17 protein-coding genes and 4 tRNA genes are annotated in these 18,629 nt (G+C 52.6%); 9 read left to right on the top strand and 12 right to left on the bottom strand.

Annotated features, from left to right (window positions below; all coding sequences use genetic code 11):
• Nucleotides 1–84: 84 nt before the first annotated feature.
• Complete coding sequence (locus LQ901_RS03520) at nucleotides 85–588, bottom strand: VC2046/SO_2500 family protein (RefSeq protein WP_010864136.1); 504 nt, start codon at nucleotides 586–588, stop codon at nucleotides 85–87.
• 184 nt (nucleotides 589–772) lie between these two features.
• On the opposite strand from LQ901_RS03520, the gene LQ901_RS03515 reads away from it, so the two are divergent.
• From LQ901_RS03515 to xthA, 5 genes are all read left to right on the top strand, one after another.
• Nucleotides 773–857 (top strand) — tRNA-Tyr (locus LQ901_RS03515).
• An 80-nt stretch (nucleotides 858–937) separates the two neighbouring features.
• Nucleotides 938–1,022, top strand: a tRNA-Tyr gene (locus tag LQ901_RS03510).
• 60 nt (nucleotides 1,023–1,082) lie between these two features.
• Nucleotides 1,083–1,167, top strand: a tRNA-Tyr gene (locus tag LQ901_RS03505).
• A 59-nt stretch (nucleotides 1,168–1,226) separates the two neighbouring features.
• Nucleotides 1,227–1,311: transfer RNA gene (locus LQ901_RS03500), tRNA-Tyr, on the top strand.
• A gap of 260 nt (nucleotides 1,312–1,571) precedes the next feature.
• Entirely contained in the window at nucleotides 1,572–2,378 is an 807-nt protein-coding gene (gene xthA / locus LQ901_RS03495) for an exodeoxyribonuclease III (protein ID WP_152136942.1), read from the top strand.
• Between the two features lie 150 nt (nucleotides 2,379–2,528).
• Here the strand turns inward: xthA and LQ901_RS03490 are convergent, their stop codons facing one another.
• The 4 genes from LQ901_RS03490 to LQ901_RS03475 all read right to left on the bottom strand — a co-directional run bounded on the left by LQ901_RS03490 (nucleotide 2,529) and on the right by LQ901_RS03475 (nucleotide 5,831).
• Entirely contained in the window at nucleotides 2,529–3,263 is a 735-nt protein-coding gene (locus LQ901_RS03490; RefSeq protein ID WP_064978018.1) for an ABC transporter permease, read from the bottom strand.
• 25 nt (nucleotides 3,264–3,288) lie between these two features.
• Complete coding sequence (locus tag LQ901_RS03485; protein WP_010864139.1) at nucleotides 3,289–3,990, bottom strand: ABC transporter permease; 702 nt, start codon at nucleotides 3,988–3,990, stop codon at nucleotides 3,289–3,291.
• A 111-nt stretch (nucleotides 3,991–4,101) separates the two neighbouring features.
• Nucleotides 4,102–4,896, bottom strand: coding sequence for a transporter substrate-binding domain-containing protein (locus tag LQ901_RS03480; protein WP_064978019.1), 795 nt, complete (start codon nucleotides 4,894–4,896; stop codon nucleotides 4,102–4,104).
• 164 nt (nucleotides 4,897–5,060) lie between these two features.
• Nucleotides 5,061–5,831 (bottom strand): ABC transporter ATP-binding protein, encoded by a 771-nt coding sequence (locus LQ901_RS03475; RefSeq protein WP_010864141.1) that lies wholly within the window; start codon nucleotides 5,829–5,831, stop codon nucleotides 5,061–5,063.
• A gap of 310 nt (nucleotides 5,832–6,141) precedes the next feature.
• Here LQ901_RS03475 and LQ901_RS03470 point away from each other — a divergent pair, with 310 nt between their 5' ends.
• A complete protein-coding gene (locus LQ901_RS03470; RefSeq protein ID WP_082935545.1) occupies nucleotides 6,142–6,555 on the top strand; it encodes a (deoxy)nucleoside triphosphate pyrophosphohydrolase in 414 nt (137 codons plus the stop codon).
• A 177-nt stretch (nucleotides 6,556–6,732) separates the two neighbouring features.
• Here the strand turns inward: LQ901_RS03470 and LQ901_RS03465 are convergent, their stop codons facing one another.
• Complete coding sequence (locus LQ901_RS03465) at nucleotides 6,733–6,906, bottom strand: DUF1496 domain-containing protein (protein WP_233671972.1); 174 nt, start codon at nucleotides 6,904–6,906, stop codon at nucleotides 6,733–6,735.
• A gap of 168 nt (nucleotides 6,907–7,074) precedes the next feature.
• Between LQ901_RS03465 and LQ901_RS03460 the strand changes: the two genes are divergently transcribed.
• Nucleotides 7,075–7,488 (top strand): (deoxy)nucleoside triphosphate pyrophosphohydrolase, encoded by a 414-nt coding sequence (locus LQ901_RS03460; RefSeq protein WP_082935545.1) that lies wholly within the window; start codon nucleotides 7,075–7,077, stop codon nucleotides 7,486–7,488.
• A 177-nt stretch (nucleotides 7,489–7,665) separates the two neighbouring features.
• Here the strand turns inward: LQ901_RS03460 and LQ901_RS03455 are convergent, their stop codons facing one another.
• The 6 genes from LQ901_RS03455 to LQ901_RS03430 all read right to left on the bottom strand — a co-directional run bounded on the left by LQ901_RS03455 (nucleotide 7,666) and on the right by LQ901_RS03430 (nucleotide 15,263).
• Entirely contained in the window at nucleotides 7,666–8,160 is a 495-nt protein-coding gene (locus LQ901_RS03455) for a DUF1496 domain-containing protein (protein ID WP_233671971.1), read from the bottom strand.
• A 53-nt stretch (nucleotides 8,161–8,213) separates the two neighbouring features.
• Entirely contained in the window at nucleotides 8,214–10,265 is a 2,052-nt protein-coding gene (locus LQ901_RS03450) for a DNA topoisomerase III (protein ID WP_071849699.1), read from the bottom strand.
• Nucleotides 10,266–10,299: 34 nt separating this feature from the next.
• Entirely contained in the window at nucleotides 10,300–11,403 is a 1,104-nt protein-coding gene (gene mnmH, locus LQ901_RS03445) for a tRNA 2-selenouridine(34) synthase MnmH (protein WP_039045612.1), read from the bottom strand.
• Nucleotides 11,391–12,437, bottom strand: a complete 1,047-nt coding sequence (gene selD, locus LQ901_RS03440) for a selenide, water dikinase SelD (protein WP_064978020.1) — start codon at nucleotides 12,435–12,437, stop codon at nucleotides 11,391–11,393. Before selD ends, mnmH begins: the two co-directional genes overlap by 13 nt.
• A 105-nt stretch (nucleotides 12,438–12,542) precedes the next feature.
• Nucleotides 12,543–13,091, bottom strand: coding sequence for an NAD(P)H nitroreductase (locus LQ901_RS03435; protein WP_064978021.1), 549 nt, complete (start codon nucleotides 13,089–13,091; stop codon nucleotides 12,543–12,545).
• A gap of 156 nt (nucleotides 13,092–13,247) precedes the next feature.
• Nucleotides 13,248–15,263, bottom strand: a complete 2,016-nt coding sequence (locus LQ901_RS03430; protein ID WP_064978022.1) for an NADPH-dependent 2,4-dienoyl-CoA reductase — start codon at nucleotides 15,261–15,263, stop codon at nucleotides 13,248–13,250.
• Between the two features lie 202 nt (nucleotides 15,264–15,465).
• Here LQ901_RS03430 and sppA point away from each other — a divergent pair, with 202 nt between their 5' ends.
• Together sppA and ansA are read left to right on the top strand one after the other, a co-directional pair.
• A complete protein-coding gene (gene sppA, locus LQ901_RS03425) occupies nucleotides 15,466–17,316 on the top strand; it encodes a signal peptide peptidase SppA (protein ID WP_233671970.1) in 1,851 nt (616 codons plus the stop codon).
• A 217-nt stretch (nucleotides 17,317–17,533) separates the two neighbouring features.
• Nucleotides 17,534–18,547, top strand: coding sequence for an asparaginase (ansA, locus tag LQ901_RS03420; protein ID WP_010864150.1), 1,014 nt, complete (start codon nucleotides 17,534–17,536; stop codon nucleotides 18,545–18,547).
• The last annotated feature ends 82 nt before the right edge of the window (nucleotides 18,548–18,629 follow it).

Below are 18,629 nucleotides of genomic sequence, written 5' to 3'. Positions count from 1 at the left end.
CACAATCGATAGACAGAAGAAAATAGGCAAAAGAAAAATGAAGCAATAAGAGATAAGAAAAAGAGAATCAACGTCAGTGTGACGTTACGCGGCTGCGCGCAGTAACTCAGCTTGAGTGCGTGCCGCTTGCATACAAGAAACAAACAATTGTGTACGGCTATCCAGTGGCGCACGGCTTTTCTTGCCTTGCACTTCATCGCGCTCAGTCAATGACAGGTTGTGATACACCTCTGGTTTCAGACCGGCGGTATTTTGCGGTGGGTAAATCAGTGGATCTGGCTGCAAGCACTCCAGCAACCACGTCGATGCTAATCCGCCCTGATGGAAAGCTTGGGTTCGTTGATCGGCCCACTGCATATCCACGTTATGACCGTACAGACGGCTTTTCGGTGGCACTGGCAGATTTAAACTGGCCGTCTGCGTTTCTGGCGCAGGCATCTGAAATTGGGCTTGATCGCACACGTTAGCAGACAGCATCGCCAGCAGCAGCGCAAAGTCTTTACGCTGTCCCTGCTCGATAGCTGTCGGAAGGCGGCCGTTTAGCTGCAGCTCATCCGTTAGTACGCGGGTATCAATACGATCAATCACAACAAAGAATGTCCTGTGTTATCAACATTGTTTATAACGACATCTGAAGCATTTTCTTTAGCGTTTTGATGTTGATTGCAGCTATTTTCAGCACTCCGCATAAAAAAACATCTCCTAAGTGGTTTTTTCGCAATTTAACCTTTACAGAATGCGGTCATTTGATATGATGCGCCCCGCTTGCTTAGGAGGGGTTCCCGAGCGGCCAAAGGGATCAGACTGTAAATCTGACGGCTCAGCCTTCGAAGGTTCGAATCCTTCCCCCTCCACCATCTTGCTTTACACGGCGCTAAGCGGTGTAGATAATGCAAAAGCAGCATACAATTTAGTAATACTCAGCGACACCCCGTGTGGAGAGATTCCCGAGCGGCCAAAGGGATCAGACTGTAAATCTGACGGCTCAGCCTTCGAAGGTTCGAATCCTTCTCTCTCCACCATTTATTACAACGTATCGTAATGAGTTTTCATTACGCTGCTATATAAGCAATACCCCGTGTGGAGAGATTCCCGAGCGGCCAAAGGGATCAGACTGTAAATCTGACGGCTCAGCCTTCGAAGGTTCGAATCCTTCTCTCTCCACCATTTATTACAATGTATCGTGATGAGTTTTCATTACGCTGCTATATACGCAATACCCGTGTGGAGAGATTCCCGAGCGGCCAAAGGGATCAGACTGTAAATCTGACGGCTCAGCCTTCGAAGGTTCGAATCCTTCTCTCTCCACCATTCTTCCTTCTTTTTCATATCCTCTTCGTATCGCTTTTCTCATCTAGTTTTTTTCATATAGCTTCCTCGATTTTTAAATCCTCTATTGCTTTGTGCGTTTCTGTTTCTCATCCTGATCGGTTTCTGCTATCGCGTAAACCCAATCGAACACCTCACATGCTCATCGCTGATTTTCAGCGAATTCTCGCTTTCAAACTCACCGCTGAGTTGCTAGCATCGAAGCTTCATTTTTTATGCCTGACGATAAGTGACTGCAGAATATGAAGTTCATCTCCTTTAACATCAATGGATTACGGGCTAGACCACATCAGCTGGAAGAAATAGTCACGCTACATCAACCCGATGTAATTGGTCTGCAGGAGATCAAGGTTCACGATGACATGTTTCCGCTGGAAGACGTCGCTAAACTGGGCTATCACGTCTTCCACCATGGCCAAAAAAGCCATTATGGCGTCGCGTTGCTGACCAAAACCAAGCCACTGGCAGTGCGCAAAGGGTTTCCGACCGATGATGAAGACGCCCAGCGCCGCATGATCATGGCAGATCTGGAAACGCCAGCCGGTACATTGACCGTCTTAAACGGCTACTTTCCACAAGGGGAAAGCCGCGATCACCCAACTAAGTTTCCGGCCAAACAAAAATTCTACGCCGATCTGATGAATTATCTCAGCGAGCATCATTCACCGGATCAACCGATTGTGATCATGGGCGATATGAACATCAGTGCCAGCGATTTGGATATCGGCATTGGTGAAGAGAATCGTAAACGCTGGCTGCGTACCGGCAAATGCTCCTTCTTGCCAGAAGAGCGCGAGTGGATGGATACCCTGCTGCAATGGGGTCTGGTGGATACCTTCCGCGCCCTGCATCCAGATACCCATGATCGCTATTCATGGTTTGATTATCGCTCGAAGGGCTTTGATGATAACCGTGGTCTGCGCATCGACCAGATCTTGGCCACCCAGATGCTGGCCGAGCGCTGCAACGAAGCCGGTATTGATTATCAAACGCGTGGGATGGAAAAACCGTCTGATCATGCGCCTATCTGGGCTAATTTTTCGCTCTAATCGCTGCGATCGAGTGATCTCATGTGGACTTTTTCCCTTCGCTGATATGCGAGATCCGCATGAGTACATAATCGCCTTAAATAGCAACGGGTCGCTGATGCGACCCGTTTTGTTGTTAGATGCCAGCTTACTTGCCGATAACGATTGATGTCAGCTCGCCAGTGGCCGTAAATGACGCTGCCAATGATCTTCCCAACGCCGAAATCCCCACACCAACAAAAATGTCAGGCCAAGATATAACAACGCAGCGAAGCTAAACGCTTCAAACGGTGCATAAAACTGCGCATACACATCACGCGCCGCGCCGGTAATATCAATCACGGTCACCACACTTGCTAACGCCGTGGCATGCAGCATATAAATCACTTCATTGGCATAAGCCGGCAGTGCACGGCGAAACGCCGAGGGCAATATAATCCGCCGCGTCATCTGCCAAGGTGACATACCAAAGGCACGCGCCGCCTCACGCTCACCACGCGAAGTGGCTTGCATGGCGCCGCGCAAAATTTCGGTGGTATAGGCCGCGGTATTTAAACCAAAGGCCAGTAAACACGGATAAATCGGATCTTGCAGCCAACGCCACCAAACCGTGTGCTGAATACCCTCAATCATGGTCAGGCCGTAGTAAACCAAATACAGCTGCACCAGTAATGGCGTACCGCGAAACAGATAGGTAAACATCCAGACCAATGATGAGGCGATGCGTGAACGGCTACAACGGATAATCGCCAGTGGAATGGCGAGTAACAACCCGACCCACACCGAGACAATCAGCAACTGCACCGTGGTGACAAATCCATCCCAATAATGCAGCAGCGTTTCTGACGTAAAAATTGTGTTGCCTTGCAACCACTGCTGTATCGTAAGCGACCATTTTTCCATCATGACTGACTCCCGCGCTACTCTCGCACTACTCTCGAACAACGCCAGCACTGTAATAGCGCATCAGATAATACAAGCCGATTTCCGAGACGGTGGTCAGCGCCAGATACACCAAGATCACCGGAATGAAAAAAGTAAACGGCTCATGCACCGCGCCTGCCGCTTCTTTAGCCAGTTTCACCATATCCGTCAAACCAATCACTGACGCCAGCGCGGTGGTCTTGATTAGCACCTGCCAGTTATTGCCGATTCCCGGTAGTGCATGGCGCATCATTTGTGGGAACAATACGCGGCGAAACACCTGTCCACCACTCATGCCAAAGGCCCGCGCAGCTTCTAGCTGTCCGCGCTCAACAGCCAAGAACGCCCCGCGAAACGTCTCCCCCATGTAGGCACCGAAAATAAAACCGATGGTCATCACCGCAGCCGTAAACTCATCAATATTGACGTACCACTCCACGTCATACTGCGCATACAGCCAATCACCGATGCTGTTGGCGATAATCTGGATCCCGAAAAAAATCAGCAACATCAGCACCAGATCCGGCACGCCACGGATTACCGTGGTATAGAGCTGGCCTAGCCAACGCCAACCGCGCTGCCTCGAGAGTTTCGCGCTGGCCGTCAGCAAACCAAGTAACAGTGCAATCACTAAGGAAAGGAACGCTAACTCAAGCGTCAGCCAGGCACCGGCGAAGATAGACGGCCCGTAGCCGTGGAGATCCAACATACTGCGTCTCCCTGTCCTGACGGACGACGTGGAAAGCCGGGCATCCCGCCCGGCTTACGTGGTGTATTACATGAGATACATTTACGTGAAATACTTAACCGCTACCGCGCGTTATTTTTTGACGCTGTAATCAAAGTATTGCTTCATGATCTTGTCGTAGGTGCCGTTATCTTTAACCGCTTGCAAAGCTTGGTTAAATTTCTCGCGCAACTCGTTATCGTTTTTACGAAACGCCGCGCCTACTCCGTCACCTAGCTGCTGTTTTTCGCCAACTTGCGCATACTGATCGCCGTCAGCGGTTTTCAGCAACGTACTTTCCCCCACCGGGAAATCGAGCAGCACGACATCCAAGCGTCCGCCTTTGAGATCCATAACCACTTCGTCACCGGTGTTATAACGGACAATTTGCGCAGTTTTGCCAAATTGTTTGGTCGCCGCGCCGTCTTGAATGGTTCCGCGCTGTACACCAATGCGTTTGCCAGCCAGCGTATCTGGCTTAGCAGGATCAATCGATGAGCCTTTCGCCGCAAACCAAGCGCTTGGGGTGTTGTAATACGGCTCAGAGAACGCCACTTTGGCTTTGCGCTCTTCGTTGATCGACATGGATGAGAAAATCACATCGTATTTACGCGCCAGCAGACCGGGGATAATGCCATCCCACGCTTGCACCACCCACTCACACTTGAGATTGGCTTGCTCACATACCGCATTGCCTAAATCAATTTCAAAACCGGTCAGAGTGCCATCCGGCTTTTTATATTCAAAAGGCTCATACGGTACGTCCACCGCAATGCGCACGTCTTTCCAGTCTTTAGCCAGCGCCGCACCGCTGCTCATTGTGGCGGCGATCGCCAGCGCCATTACCAACCCTTTGGATTGTCGAGTATTGTTATTCAGCCATGCCATCGTGCGTCTCCTTCCCCTTACTCGCGCGGTTTACGCCATACATAAATAGGTAAAACACAGCGCATCGGTGTCATACATGTCAGACGCGTCTTATGCTGCCAACGCGTCTGCTGGTTTTTTGTGTTGCGGATATTTCCTGCGCGCCGTTGTTCTTCGTTCTTGAATCAATACTTAGGCGATAAGAAACGGCGCAGGCGCTCAGAGCGGGTCTGTAAAAAAACCTCTTCTGGCGTGCCTTGCTCTTCAATACGCCCTTGATGCAAAAAGACCACCTGACTGGATACCTCACGCGCGAAAGCCATCTCGTGCGTAACCACCAGCATGGTGCGCCCCTCTTCGGCCAACGAACGCATCACACTGAGCACCTCCCCCACTAACTCAGGGTCTAATGCCGAGGTTGGCTCATCAAACAACAATACCGAAGGCTCCACCGCCAAGGCGCGAGCGATACCCGCACGCTGCTGTTGTCCACCCGATAAGTGGCCTGGGTAGTAATCGCGTCGCTCATACAGACCAACCCGCTGCAACAAGGCTTCAGCGCGGCTGATCGCCTCAGCTCGCGGAACCCCGAGCACATGCACCGGTGCTTCGATGATGTTTTGCAGCACGGTCATGTGCGACCACAGATTAAAACTCTGAAAAACCATGGCCAGTTTGGCGCGTAAACGCTGCACCTGTTTGTCATCGGCGGGGAGTCGTTCGCCTCGGCGATTGGTTCGCATGGCAATCAATTCACCGGCAATGCGCACCTCACCCGCTGAAGGAATTTCCAATAAGTTAATGCAGCGCAAAAACGTCGACTTGCCAGACCCCGATGAGCCGAGAATCGAAATCACATCGCCTTTGTGCGCCGTCAGACTGACTCCTGACAACACCTGATTAGCGCCAAAAGATTTATATAAATCATCAACCTGTAAGGCCGGTACGTCAGACATCCGGAACATCCTTATCATTTACGGGCTTGCAGTGAATCCTAAGGTAACGGGGCGTCTCGCTTCCCGATACCATCGCTATTAAAACTACTGTATGTTTTATCGTTTGTTAATATCAGGTAAAACATTTGGGCTATTTTGGCCGTCGAGTAACAGCATATTGCACTATTAAGCACGCACATCAGGCGTGGGTATTACTGCCCGCTCACCATTAATGTCGACTACGATTTAAGGATGGGAGGAAATTAAGATTTTCTGTCTTAATTTTATCTCTTACCATTACCGCCTCTTTCTGGAGATATAAGGCCGTACGGTGGAGAAAAAGATTATTGAAGTGGTCGCTGCCGCTATCATCGCTCAGAACCAAGTTCTGTTGGCACAGCGCGCTGCAAATGCCCAAGATGGCGGATTGTGGGAGCTACCCGGCGGTAAAGTTGAGGCAGGCGAAAGTCATCAGCAGGCGCTACGTCGTGAGCTGCAAGAAGAGTTGGCGTTAACCTGTGAAATTGGCGTATCACTGGGCTGCGCGGAGGTGGAAAAAGAGCACTGCATTATCCGCCTGCATGGCTATATCGCCACCTTACCAAGCGCTATTACTCCGGTATTGCATTGCCATGATGCGGCGCATTGGGTCAGCTACGCCGAATTAGCGGACTACGCCATGCCGGCAGCAGATATTCCGCTGGTGGCGGCACTGCGCCAGTATATGCAGGCGGATCCCCAATAAAGAACGAATAATAATTCCAGCTGAAAATAAACCAGCCTCGTAGTCGCCATTAACCACGAGGCTGGTTTGTTTTAGCTGATGCTCTAATTTACTGGAGCACTAATGCACTGAGGCGATGCCGGCTCGCTGAAGCACGCAAAGCCAAAAGCCCAATGACCGCTTTTGATAAGCACATAATTAGCGTGCTTTATTCCCCGTAAAAACCTGCCATTCCAGTGGGCTGTTATTAAATTGTGGGTCTTGCGGGATGCAGCGCATCAAAATATTCCCCACCGATAACACCGCCCCTTGCGAGTAACGCTGATCGGCATAGAAACAGGCTTGCCCTTGCATCAAGGCTCCGGCATCCACATCGACTTTCAGCCGAGTGTTGTCATTATTCCAGCTCGGTTGACCGGGATTACTGCCCGCTCACCATTAATGTCGACTACGATTTAAGGATGGGAGGAAATTAAGATTTTCTGTCTTAATTTTATCTCTTACCATTACCGCCTCTTTCTGGAGATATAAGGCCGTACGGTGGAGAAAAAGATTATTGAAGTGGTCGCTGCCGCTATCATCGCTCAGAACCAAGTTCTGTTGGCACAGCGCGCTGCAAATGCCCAAGATGGCGGATTGTGGGAGCTACCCGGCGGTAAAGTTGAGGCAGGCGAAAGTCATCAGCAGGCGCTACGTCGTGAGCTGCAAGAAGAGTTGGCGTTAACCTGTGAAATTGGCGTATCACTGGGCTGCGCGGAGGTGGAAAAAGAGCACTGCATTATCCGCCTGCATGGCTATATCGCCACCTTACCAAGCGCTATTACTCCGGTATTGCATTGCCATGATGCGGCGCATTGGGTCAGCTACGCCGAATTAGCGGACTACGCCATGCCGGCAGCAGATATTCCGCTGGTGGCGGCACTGCGCCAGTATATGCAGGCGGATCCCCAATAAAGAACGAATAATAATTCCAGCTGAAAATAAACCAGCCTCGTAGTCGCCATTAACCACGAGGCTGGTTTGTTTTAGCTGATGCTCTAATTTACTGGAGCACTAATGCACTGAGGCGATGCCGGCTCGCTGAAGCACGCAAAGCCAAAAGCCCAATGACCGCTTTTGATAAGCACATAATTAGCGTGCTTTATTCCCCGTAAAAACCTGCCATTCCAGTGGGCTGTTATTAAATTGTGGGTCTTGCGGGATGCAGCGCATCAAAATATTCCCCACCGATAACACCGCCCCTTGCGAGTAACGCTGATCGGCATAGAAACAGGCTTGCCCTTGCATCAAGGCTCCGGCATCCACATCGACTTTCAGCCGAGTGTTGTCATTATTCCAGCTCGGTTGACCGGGTTTAGTCAACGAACCGGTACTGATCCCCGAGCTAGTGATGCCAGATGTACTGATAGTCGTACCGTCCGAGGAGATGGTGCTATTACCCGACGTGATAATCGTAGTACCCGATGCGCCACTGCTAACCGACACGCCGCCATCGCTCAATGAACCGGAGCTGATCACCGTGCTCTCTGCATGTGCCGAAGCCAGCACACTGCCGCCTAGCATCAACGCTAAGGCCAATCCACGTGACAGCACGTTGTTTCGAGTATTGCTCTGCCGCATTGTCATTCCTAACTCCTTAACGGTTGCTGGCCGACTGAGAATATCGCGCCAACAGCGTGTTATTGTTTGGGCTCCCGACGCTTACGAGGACGCTTAACGCTCTCTTTTTTCGCTGCGGCGCTCGTTATCGCCTTATCACTCTTATCGGTATCGGCCGCCGAGGCAGAATGTTGACTCGTACTCGTGCGACTGGTGCGCCGACTAGCGGTGGTCTGGCGTTTCCCGGCCGATGACGCTGCAGACACCGAGGCCAAGACCCGCATCGCTGCCGGTGGAGAGGCATGACGCACCTGTTCAATCATGGCATACAGTTGCTGCTCAAGTGGCTGCATAAAATCGCTGTAGCGGCACTGTTTCTCACTGATGGCAGTGAGCTTCGATTCCCAGTGCGCCGTCATATCTGGCCGCGTGGCAACATCCGGTAGACTGTGGATCAGCGCCCGTCCGGCAGGGGTGGAGTTGATCACCCGCCCTTTTTTATGCAGAAACTGACGCTTAAACAGCAGCTCGATGATCCCTGCGCGGGTCGCTTCCGTACCCAAGCCATCGGTAGCGCGCAGCACTTTTTTCAGCTCTTTATCCTGCACAAAACGGGCAATCCCGGTCATGGCCGAGAGCAAGGTAGCATCGGTAAACGGACGCGGCGGCTGCGTTTCTTTGCTCAGCACTTCACCACGCTGACACAGTAGCTCATCGTTTTTGCTCACCTGCGGCAATGGCGCGCTGCTCTCTTCATCTCCGTCGTCATCTTGCTTGCCAATCAAGGTCTTCCAACCAGCAATTTGCAAGTTACGCGCCTGCGCTTGAAAGCGGCCGCCATCAATCAATAACCGGATCCGGCATTTGCGATATTCTGCATCGGCGCAAAACTGCATGAGATACTGACGTGCCACCAGCGTGTAGATTTTATGCTCATCCGAGCTTAAGGACGCCGGTTTGTTACGCGAAGTCGGGATAATCGCATGGTGCGCATCCACTTTGCTGTCATCCCAGCAACGCCCTCGGCGCGATGGGTCAAAACCGGCGCCATCGATTTTCAGACTTGGCGCATGCACTTCCATCGCCCCCAATACGCTATGCCGATCGGCAAAATGCTCGGTCGGTAAGTGGCGGCTATCAGAACGTGGATAGGTGATCAGTTTGTGGGTTTCATACAGTTTTTGGCAGACATCCAGCACCTGCTGGGCGCTCATGCCAAACGCTTTGGCCGCATCAATCTGCAACGCCGACAATGAGTATGGTAACGGCGGCAGCTCTTTTTCCCGCTTGTCTTCATACTCATCCACAATCGCCGGTTGGCCACTAATTTTCTGCGCCACATGCTCAGCCAATTTCTGGCTGATGATCCGGCCGTCTTCATCTTGATACGGCTCAGTGGCTTCACTAGGCTGCCACTGCGCGGTAAAAGTTTCCTCGGCCGGCGTAATAATGTGCGCCCGCACTTCATAGTACGGACGCGGGACAAAATGCTCTATCTCTTCATCACGGCGCACCACCAAGCCTAAGATGGGGGTTTGCACTCGACCAACCGACAACACGCCTTGGTAACCGGCGCGCTGGCCCAGCAGGGTATAGGCGCGGGTCATGTTCATGCCGTACAGCCAATCGGCCCGCGCGCGTGCCAGTGCGGAAACGCACAGCGGAATAAACTCGCGGTTAGAGCGCAAACGGCCAATCGCACGCGTCACGGCCGACGGGTTGAGGTCGTTAATCAAGCAGCGTTGGATGCGCTGCATCTGCTCTTGCGGCAACGCCAGATATTCCAGCACCTCATCCACCAGTAGTTGCCCTTCGCGGTCCGGGTCACCAGCATGCACGATATCACTGGCCTTTTTGACCAGAGCCTTAAGCACATTGAGCTGCTTGCGCGACGAGGCTTTCGGCAACAGTTGCCATTTTTGCGGCACAATCGGCAGATGCGCCAGATTCCAGCGCGCGTACTGCTCGCCATAGGCATCTGGCGGAGCTTGCTCCAGCAGGTGACCGATACACCAGCTGACCACATTGCCCTCGCCGCACTCAATGTAACCATCCTGCTTACGGTGCGGCTTGGGCAGCACATCCGCAATTGCCCGACCGAGACTCGGTTTCTCTGCAATGAAAAGACGCATTCACTTCCTTATCGGTATCGGTGTACAAGGCCGCTTACGGAGCGGTATTACTGCGCAGGAAATCTTCTACTTCCTGATAGGTGCCGGTAAAACCGATCCGATCGGCTTTTTTCGACAACTGATACTGGTACATCGGATCGTAATATTCCACCAGCAGAGGCTCCAGCCAACGCAAGTGAACATCGGCGGACTGCCCTTGCTGATGCTCGACCAGCGCCGATTCCAGCAACTCGGTGATCTCTTGGAAACGAGTCATGCCCAGACGTTTACGAATGCCAAACAGACCATGGCGCAAGTAATCGGCAAACTGCATCCAGCCGTGTTGTTCGCCGTAGACTTTACAAAAACCGTCCAGCATGAAATCGACATACTCTTCGCGCAGACGAATCAAACGCACATCCACCGGATCGTGAATAACCGCAATCTTGGCTTCGGTCATCGACTGATACAGCTCCAGCGGCACATGCGCCGAGCCGATAATACGGCCTTCGTCTTCCAGCACCAGCGAGCCCAGACCGCGATCCAGACACTTGAGCAGATCCACCGCCAACTGGTTTTCAAAACCAATTTGCGTGGCTTGCTCGGCCACCATACGACCAAACGACGAACCACGATGGCGTGCCGCCCCTTCCAAATCCACGCCGTTTGGCAGCGCCTTGATCAGTCGGGTTTTACCGCTACCGGTATTACCGCCAATCAGCATCATCGGCAGCTTAGCGGCTTCCACGGTTTGCTCCATCAGAAAGCGGCGCAGCGCCTTGTAACCCCCTTCAATCAGCGGGTAGTCAACGCCGGCTTCTTTGAGCCACGCTTGGGTGATATGCGAACGCTGGCCGCCACGGAAACAGTACATGTAACCGGTCGGGTGGGTATGGCAAAACGCCGTCCACGCCGCCAGACGTGCGGCTTTCACATCATCGCGAACCAGCTTGTGACCTAGGCGCAGGGCCTCATCCGGCCCCTCTTCTTTATAACAAATCCCGACCGCTTCACGTTCGCGATCGTTCATCAGCGGCAAATTGACCGAAGTCGGAAATGCCCCTTGCAAATACTCTACCGGAGCCCGCACATCCATCAGCGGGGTATCGGCTAAAAACAGCGCGCGAAAATCCACTTCGGCTGCATTTAACCGCGGCATGACGTGACCTCAATCAGATGTTCACCTTGACCCGCATGCACTTCACCGATCGCACTCAGCGTCAGGTTATGTTGCGCAGCCACTTTCTGTACCGCTTCCACCGCATCTGGGCGCACCGCCAGCAGCAAACCACCGGAGGTTTGTGGATCGCACAGCAAGCTGCGCTGCATATCGGTCATCGGGGCAATCAGATGGCCATAGCTGTCAAAGTTGCGGGTTGTACCGCCCGGTACACAACCGGCAGTTATGTACTCTTCTACTGCATCCAGCTTAGGTACGGCATCAAACCATACGGTCGCTTGCAGGCCAGAGCCTTGGCAGATTTCGCTTAAATGACCCAACAGACCGAAACCGGTGACGTCGGTCATCGCGGTAACGCCATCAATGTGCGCAAAATCAGCGCCCGGCTTGTTCATCTGGCACATGGTTTCAGTGGCCAAACCCACATGCTCAGGACGCAGCAGACCTTTTTTCTCTGCGGTCGTCAGCACGCCGATGCCCAGCGGTTTAGTTAAGAACAGCTGGCAACCGGCTTCTGCGGCGGAGTTTTTCTTCACCAGCGCCGTATCAACCATACCGGTCACCGCCAGACCAAAAATGGGCTCTGGCGCATCGATAGAGTGACCACCGGCCAAGGCAATACCTGCCTGTTGGCAAGCATGACGACCACCGTCGATCACTTTCTGCGCGACTTCCGCCGGCAGTTTGGCAATTGGCCAGCCAAGAATGGCGATAGCCATGATCGGCTTACCGCCCATGGCATACACGTCACTGATGGCGTTAGTGGCAGCAATGCGGCCAAAATCAAACGGATCATCGACAATCGGCATGAAAAAGTCAGTGGTACTGATAATGCCGACCCCATTACCGATGTCATACACGGCGGCATCGTCTTTGGTTTCGTTACCGACCAGCAGATTAGGGTCAGTGAATTTTTGCAGTTCCGAGTGCAAGATGGTATCCAGCACTTTAGGCGAGATTTTACACCCACAGCCCGCGCCGTGGCTGTACTGGGTTAAACGGATTTTTTCCATGGGAAAGGCGTCCTATCACCAAAAAGACCAATAATGACAGGCGTGTGCAAACACGCAATGCGCCCATTATAAGCGCGCACCGCGTCAGATGCTCAAAAATGATGACTAGAATTGTCTGATAAACGGGCTAATGTCTGGTGATTTGACCTTTTGCGGGGCAATCAGCGGAGTACCGAGATACAAAAAACCGACAATTTCGTCCTGCTCGCGGCAATCAAACGCCGCTTTAATGCGAGCATCTTCACACCACTTGCCGCTCCGCCAGATCCCACCAAAACCTTGCGCAAAGGCGGCCATCTGCATCGCTTGTACCGCGCAACCAGCTGATAAAACCTGCTCCCAATGCGGCACTTTATGGTGTTCGGTACAGTGGGCGACCACGGCAATAATCAGCGGCGCGCGAAACGGCGCATTACGCGATTTATCGATCACCTCGGCAGGCTCGCCATCTTCTTGCGCTATCTGTACCAATAAATCACTGAACCGCTGCAATCCCGCATCTTGAATCAGGGTAAAACGCCACGGCTGCAATGCGCCATGATCCGGCGCGCGCATACCGGCGCGAATAATATTCTCCAGCGCTTCCCCCGACGGTGCCGGCGCTTGCAGGCGTGATGAAGAACGACGGTTAAGCAGCAAATCCAGAGCCAGCATAGAATACTCCCTGCTTCAAAAATGAAAGCGATACATGCTTGATGATAATGATTCGCAGCTTAACACGAATAACCACCAGTACGAATAGTTCTTACTAGCATCAGCCAGCGTCATTTTTACCGCGCCAGCACCCTATCGCCACCGCTGTCCGAACCGTTACAAACGCGACGCCACTTCCGCTCCTTGGCGAATTGCGCGTTTAGCATCCAGCTCAGCCGCTACATCCGCGCCACCAATCACATGTGGTCTACCGCCAAGCATGATCAGCTGATCGGCCAGCTCGCGTAACGGCTCTTGCCCCGTACACAAAATCACATTATCGACCGGCAACACGTGCGCTTGGCCATTCATCACCACATGTAGCCCATCATCATCCACACGCTGATACTCGACACCCGAATGCATGTTGACCTGATACTTTTGCAAGCTAGCGCGGTGGATCCAGCCGGTGGTTTTACCAAGGCTCGCACCGACTTTGCTGCTCTTACGCTGCAAGAGCCAAATTTCGCGCGCAGGATGTGGCGCTTCGGCCGGTAGCAAACCACCGCGCTCGCGCACCTCTTTATCCACCCCCCACTCACGTAGCCAACGATCCGGGCTCAAGGTCACCGAATCTCCGCCCGACACCAAATATTCCGCGACATCAAAGCCAATACCTCCGGCACCGATGATGGCAACTTTCTGTCCGACCGGGCGATGGTGGCGCAGCACATCCAGATAGCTCAGCACTTTCGGATGCGCGATCCCGGCAATTTTCGGAATGCGCGGCACAATACCGGTGGCGATGATCACCTCATCAAAATCACTGAGGGCTTCGGCTAAGACCCGTTGCCCTAAGCGCACATCAATGCCGAGTTCTTGCACGCGCTGGGCAAAGTAGCGCAATGTTTCTTTGAACTCTTCTTTACCGGGGATTTGGCTAGCATAGTTAAATTGCCCGCCAATCACGCTGTCTTGCTCGAACAAGGTCACCGCATGACCACACTCCGCCGCTACACAGGCGGCGGATAATCCCGCCGGACCGGCACCAACCACCGCCACTTTTTTCGGTTTTGCGCTGCGCACATACACCAACTCGGTTTCATAGGCAGCTTGTGGGTTGACCAAACAGGTCGCGCGCTTACCGGCAAAGATATGATCCAAACAGGCCTGATTACAGGCGATACAGGTATTGATACGCTGACTTTCGCCCTGTGCGGCTTTTTTAACAAAATCAGGATCAGCCAAAAACGGTCTGGCCATCGACACCATATCGGCATCGCCGCGCTGCAAAATAGACTCCGCCACTTCCGGCGTGTTAATTCGGTTGGTGGTGATCAGTGGAATAGACACTTCCGATCGCAGACGTGCGGTCACCCAACTGAACGCGCCCCGTGGCACGCTGGTGGCAATGGTTGGGATCCGCGCTTCATGCCAACCAATACCGGTATTCAGCAAGGTCACGCCTGCTTGCTCCAGCATTTTGGCCAGCGCAATCACTTCACTCCAACTGCTGCCTTGCTCGACCAAATCCAGCATCGATAAGCGGAAGATGATGATGAAATCGTGCCCCGCCCGTTCACGGATCGCTTTGACAATCTCTACCGCGAAACGGCTACGACCGGCGAAACTCCCGCCCCACTCATCCTGACGCTGATTGGTGCGCGTGCACAAAAATTGATTGATGAGATAGCCTTCCGACCCCATGACTTCCACCCCATCGTAACCGGCCTCACGAGCCAGCAACGCAGTCATGGCAAAATCACGGATGGTGCCGCGGATTTGTCGCTCCGACATCGCTTTGGGCTTAAACGGCGTAATCGGTGCTTGCAGCGCCGACGGCGCAACCGCAAACGGATGCATCGCATAACGGCCAGCATGCAGAATTTGCAGACAAATTTTCCCTCCGCCCTCATGCACAGCTTGAGTAATGCGGCGGTGTTTACTGATTTGCCACGGGAAGCTCAGCTGCGCCCCGTGCGGCACTAAACGGCCGCGAAAATTAGGTGCCATGCCACCCGTTACAATCAAGCCAACACCCCCTTCTGCGCGCCGCCGGTAAAAGGCAGCCAGTTTGTCAAAACCGCCGCGCATCTCTTCCAGCCCAGTGTGCATGGAGCCCATCAGCACGCGATTACGCAGCTGAGTAAATCCCAAATCAAGGGGAGCAAGCAGATGAGGATAGTGAGACATGATGTCGGGTCCTTTTCGTCATGGTCTGACCAGTCTACGAAAGGCAATGAATAACGGCAAACATTTTGTTTACATTCGTTAAACAAATCACTGTATGACTATGCTTACTTAAAACGTGAGCACTGCCGTGTCAGCTGATCTTTACGTGAGAAAGCGATAGGATAGCCACTTCATACCTCATGTTAACCCTGATGGAGACTCCATGCGCTTATTGTGGCGACTGGTTGCCAACCTGTTTACCTGGACCTGGCGGATTATTAACTTTATCCGTCAGGCCGCACTGAATCTGATGCTGGTCGTAGTGGTACTGATCGGCGTAGCGATTTACGGCTTTCTCAAACCTAGTACTCCAGTAGTCAAGCAAGGTGCGCTGCTGCTGGATTTGTCTGGTGTGATTGTGGAAGAGCCGCGCTTTTCCAATCCCTTCCAACAACTGAGTCGCGAACTGCTGGGTAGCAGCACACCGCTGGCAGAAAATTCGGTCTTTGATATTGTCGATGCAATTCGCCAAGCCAAAGATGACAAAAACATCAAAGGGATTGTGATGTTTTTGAATAACCTTAACGCGGCCAGCGTGCCATCGGTGGAATACATCGGTAAGGCTCTGAAAGAGTTTCGCGAAAGCGGTAAGAAGGTATACGCCTACGCCGATACCTACTCGCAAACTCAATATTATTTAGCCAGTTATGCCAACGAAGTGTATATGTCGCCACAAGGCGGCGTAGCCCTCAATGGCCTTGGCATGAATGCCCTGTACTACAAAGATTTGTTGGATAAGCTCAAAGTCAGCACCCATGTTTTCCGCGTCGGCACCTACAAATCGGCCGTGGAGCCTTTTATCCGTAGCGATATGTCGCCAGAAGCGCGCGAAAATACCAGCCGCTGGTTGAACTTGATGTGGCAAAACATCCGCGGAGACATTGCCGGTAACCGTAATCAACATCCGTCTACATTGGTGCCGGATGCCGATACGCTGATCAAAAATCTGGCCCAATTTGGCGGCGATCAAGCTGAATACGCGTTGCAACACAAGCTGGTGGATAAGCTGGTTACCCGTCAGCAAATGAATCTGCTTCTGACCAAAACCTTTGGCTTGGACAAAACGGCGCAGGACTTCAACTACACCACGCTGAATGATTATCTGGCCGCGAACCCAATGGATCGCACCCCGCGTGACGGTAATATCGCTGTGATCATCGCCAGCGGTGCCATCATGGATGGTATCCAACAGCCGGGGACCATCGGCGGCGACAGTACTGCCGATCTGCTGCGCCAAGCACGCACCGACAGCAAAATCAAAGCTGTGGTTCTGCGCGTTGACAGCCCTGGCGGTAGCGCCTTTGCCTCCGAAATCATCCGTAACGAAGTGGTTGCGCTGAAAAATGCCGGCAAGCCAGTGGTGATCTCCATGGGCTCAATGGCTGCCTCTGGCGGTTACTGGATCTCTGCCGATGCCAACTACATTGTCGCTAACCCGAACACCATTACTGGCTCCATCGGGATTTTCGGGGTGCTCAATACCTTTGAAAACACCCTCGGCAGTATCGGCGTCAATACCGATGGTGTCGCGACCGGCCCGTTAGCTGACCTTTCAGTGACCAAAGCACTCAATCCACAAGTGAGTGAGCTGATCCAGATGTCGATTAACCGTGGCTACAGCCAGTTCCTGAGCTTGGTAGCGCAAGGCCGTAAGATGAGCGTGGCGAATGTCGATAAAATCGCGCAAGGCCAAGTCTGGCTGGGTGTGGATGCCAAGCAAAACGGACTGGTCGATGAGCTCGGTGACTTCGACACCGCGATCGAAAAAGCTGCCGAACTGGCTAAGCTGGATAAAGTGCAGCTGAGCTGGATCCAACAGCAGCCATCGACTCGCGATCTGATTTTGTCGCAATTCACCGCACAACTGCAGGCCGTGCTGCCGTCAGCCAGCGGTGTACCCGCCCCATTGATGCAGACGCTAAAAATGTGGCAAGAGCAAACCCGCATCCTGACCGAGTTTAACGATCCATACGGTCGCTATGCGTTCTGCCTCAACTGCGGTAATTTGACCTAAGTGAGTGCGATTCTTTGGTCTTTTCGCGTGCGTTAATTGACGCACCGCAAGACCCGCACAATAAATGCAAAAGCCCGGACTCTCCGGGCTTTTTTTCACCATAGACTCTTCTATAATCAGGCAGATAATAAGCGTATTCTCCTGAACATTATCAGGTCAGCCCTTAAGGCAGGCAGCAGATGCCTGTTTACCTAGCAGAAGTTAGCAGCGGATTTTTATGCAGAAGAAATCGATTTATGTAGCCTATACCGGCGGAACTATCGGTATGCAGCGTTCTGATCACGGGTATATTCCGGTATCGGGTTACATGCAAAAACAACTGGAACAGATGCCGGAGTTTCACCGCAGTGAAATGCCAGCATTTAGTATCCATGAGTATTGTCCGCTGATTGACTCATCTGACATGACTCCGGCTGACTGGCAGCGGATCGCCGATGATATCTATGCCAATTACGATAACTACGATGGCTTCGTGATCCTGCATGGCACCGATACCATGGCCTACACCGCCTCAGCGCTCTCATTTATGCTGGAAAATCTGAATAAGCCGGTGATCATTACCGGCTCACAGATCCCACTGGCCGAGCTGCGTTCCGATGGCCAAACCAACCTGCTCAACGCCCTGTATCTGGCCGCCAATTACCCAATCAATGAAGTGACGCTGTTTTTCAACAACAAGCTGTTTCGCGGTAATCGCACCACCAAGGCCCACGCCGATGGCTTCGATGCCTTTGCATCACCGAACTTCCCTATCTTAACCGAAGTAGGGATCAACATCCGTCAGATCACCAAAAGTACCCTGACGGTCAGCGGTAGCACCTTAAGTTTGCACCCAATCACGCCGCAGCCGATTGGGGTGGTATCCCTCTATCCGGGAATTTCACATGAAGTGGTGCGCAACTTCCTGCGCCAACCAGTAAAAGCACTGATTCTACGCTCCTACGGTGTCGGTAACGCGCCCCAAAACGCCCAATTGTTAGATGAACTGCATGAAGCGGCGCGACGCGGCATTATTGTGGTCAACCTGACCCAATGCTTCTCCGGCAAAGTGAATATGGAAGGCTACGCAACCGGCAATGCGCTGGCGCAAGCGGGCGTGATCAGTGGCTATGACATGACCATGGAAGCGGCCTTGGCCAAACTGCATTTCCTGCTAAGCCAAGAATTCAGTGCCGATGAGATTCGCCACCTGATGCAACAAGATTTGCGTGGTGAGCTAAGCGCAGATTAATCACCTGACTCGCTAAGCCTTATCTTCCCGCTGCGCGTGTTGAAGTTCTGCGTATTGAAAATGTAAAAGCGCCGCACAAACA

Source organism: Plesiomonas sp. PI-19, from assembly GCF_021368255.1.
GTDB classification, from domain to species: domain Bacteria; phylum Pseudomonadota; class Gammaproteobacteria; order Enterobacterales; family CAMTGL01; genus Plesiomonas; species Plesiomonas shigelloides.
This window is presented reverse-complemented; position numbering and strand designations above follow the sequence as displayed.

Coding starts and splice junctions, on each gene's coding strand:
- LQ901_RS03455 (WP_233671971.1), bottom strand. CDS start 8,160: ATGACAATGCGGCAGAGCAATACTCGAAACAACGTGCTGTCACGTGGA.
- LQ901_RS03490 (WP_064978018.1), bottom strand. CDS start 3,263: ATGATGGAAAAATGGTCGCTTACGATACAGCAGTGGTTGCAAGGCAAC.
- mnmH (WP_039045612.1), bottom strand. CDS start 11,403: ATGCCGCGGTTAAATGCAGCCGAAGTGGATTTTCGCGCGCTGTTTTTA.
- sppA (WP_233671970.1), top strand. CDS start 15,466: ATGCGCTTATTGTGGCGACTGGTTGCCAACCTGTTTACCTGGACCTGG.
- xthA (WP_152136942.1), top strand. CDS start 1,572: ATGAAGTTCATCTCCTTTAACATCAATGGATTACGGGCTAGACCACAT.
- ansA (WP_010864150.1), top strand. CDS start 17,534: ATGCAGAAGAAATCGATTTATGTAGCCTATACCGGCGGAACTATCGGT.
- LQ901_RS03475 (WP_010864141.1), bottom strand. CDS start 5,831: ATGTCTGACGTACCGGCCTTACAGGTTGATGATTTATATAAATCTTTT.
- LQ901_RS03450 (WP_071849699.1), bottom strand. CDS start 10,265: ATGCGTCTTTTCATTGCAGAGAAACCGAGTCTCGGTCGGGCAATTGCG.
- LQ901_RS03430 (WP_064978022.1), bottom strand. CDS start 15,263: ATGTCTCACTATCCTCATCTGCTTGCTCCCCTTGATTTGGGATTTACT.
- LQ901_RS03480 (WP_064978019.1), bottom strand. CDS start 4,896: ATGGCATGGCTGAATAACAATACTCGACAATCCAAAGGGTTGGTAATG.
- LQ901_RS03435 (WP_064978021.1), bottom strand. CDS start 13,091: ATGCTGGCTCTGGATTTGCTGCTTAACCGTCGTTCTTCATCACGCCTG.
- selD (WP_064978020.1), bottom strand. CDS start 12,437: ATGGAAAAAATCCGTTTAACCCAGTACAGCCACGGCGCGGGCTGTGGG.
- LQ901_RS03485 (WP_010864139.1), bottom strand. CDS start 3,990: ATGTTGGATCTCCACGGCTACGGGCCGTCTATCTTCGCCGGTGCCTGG.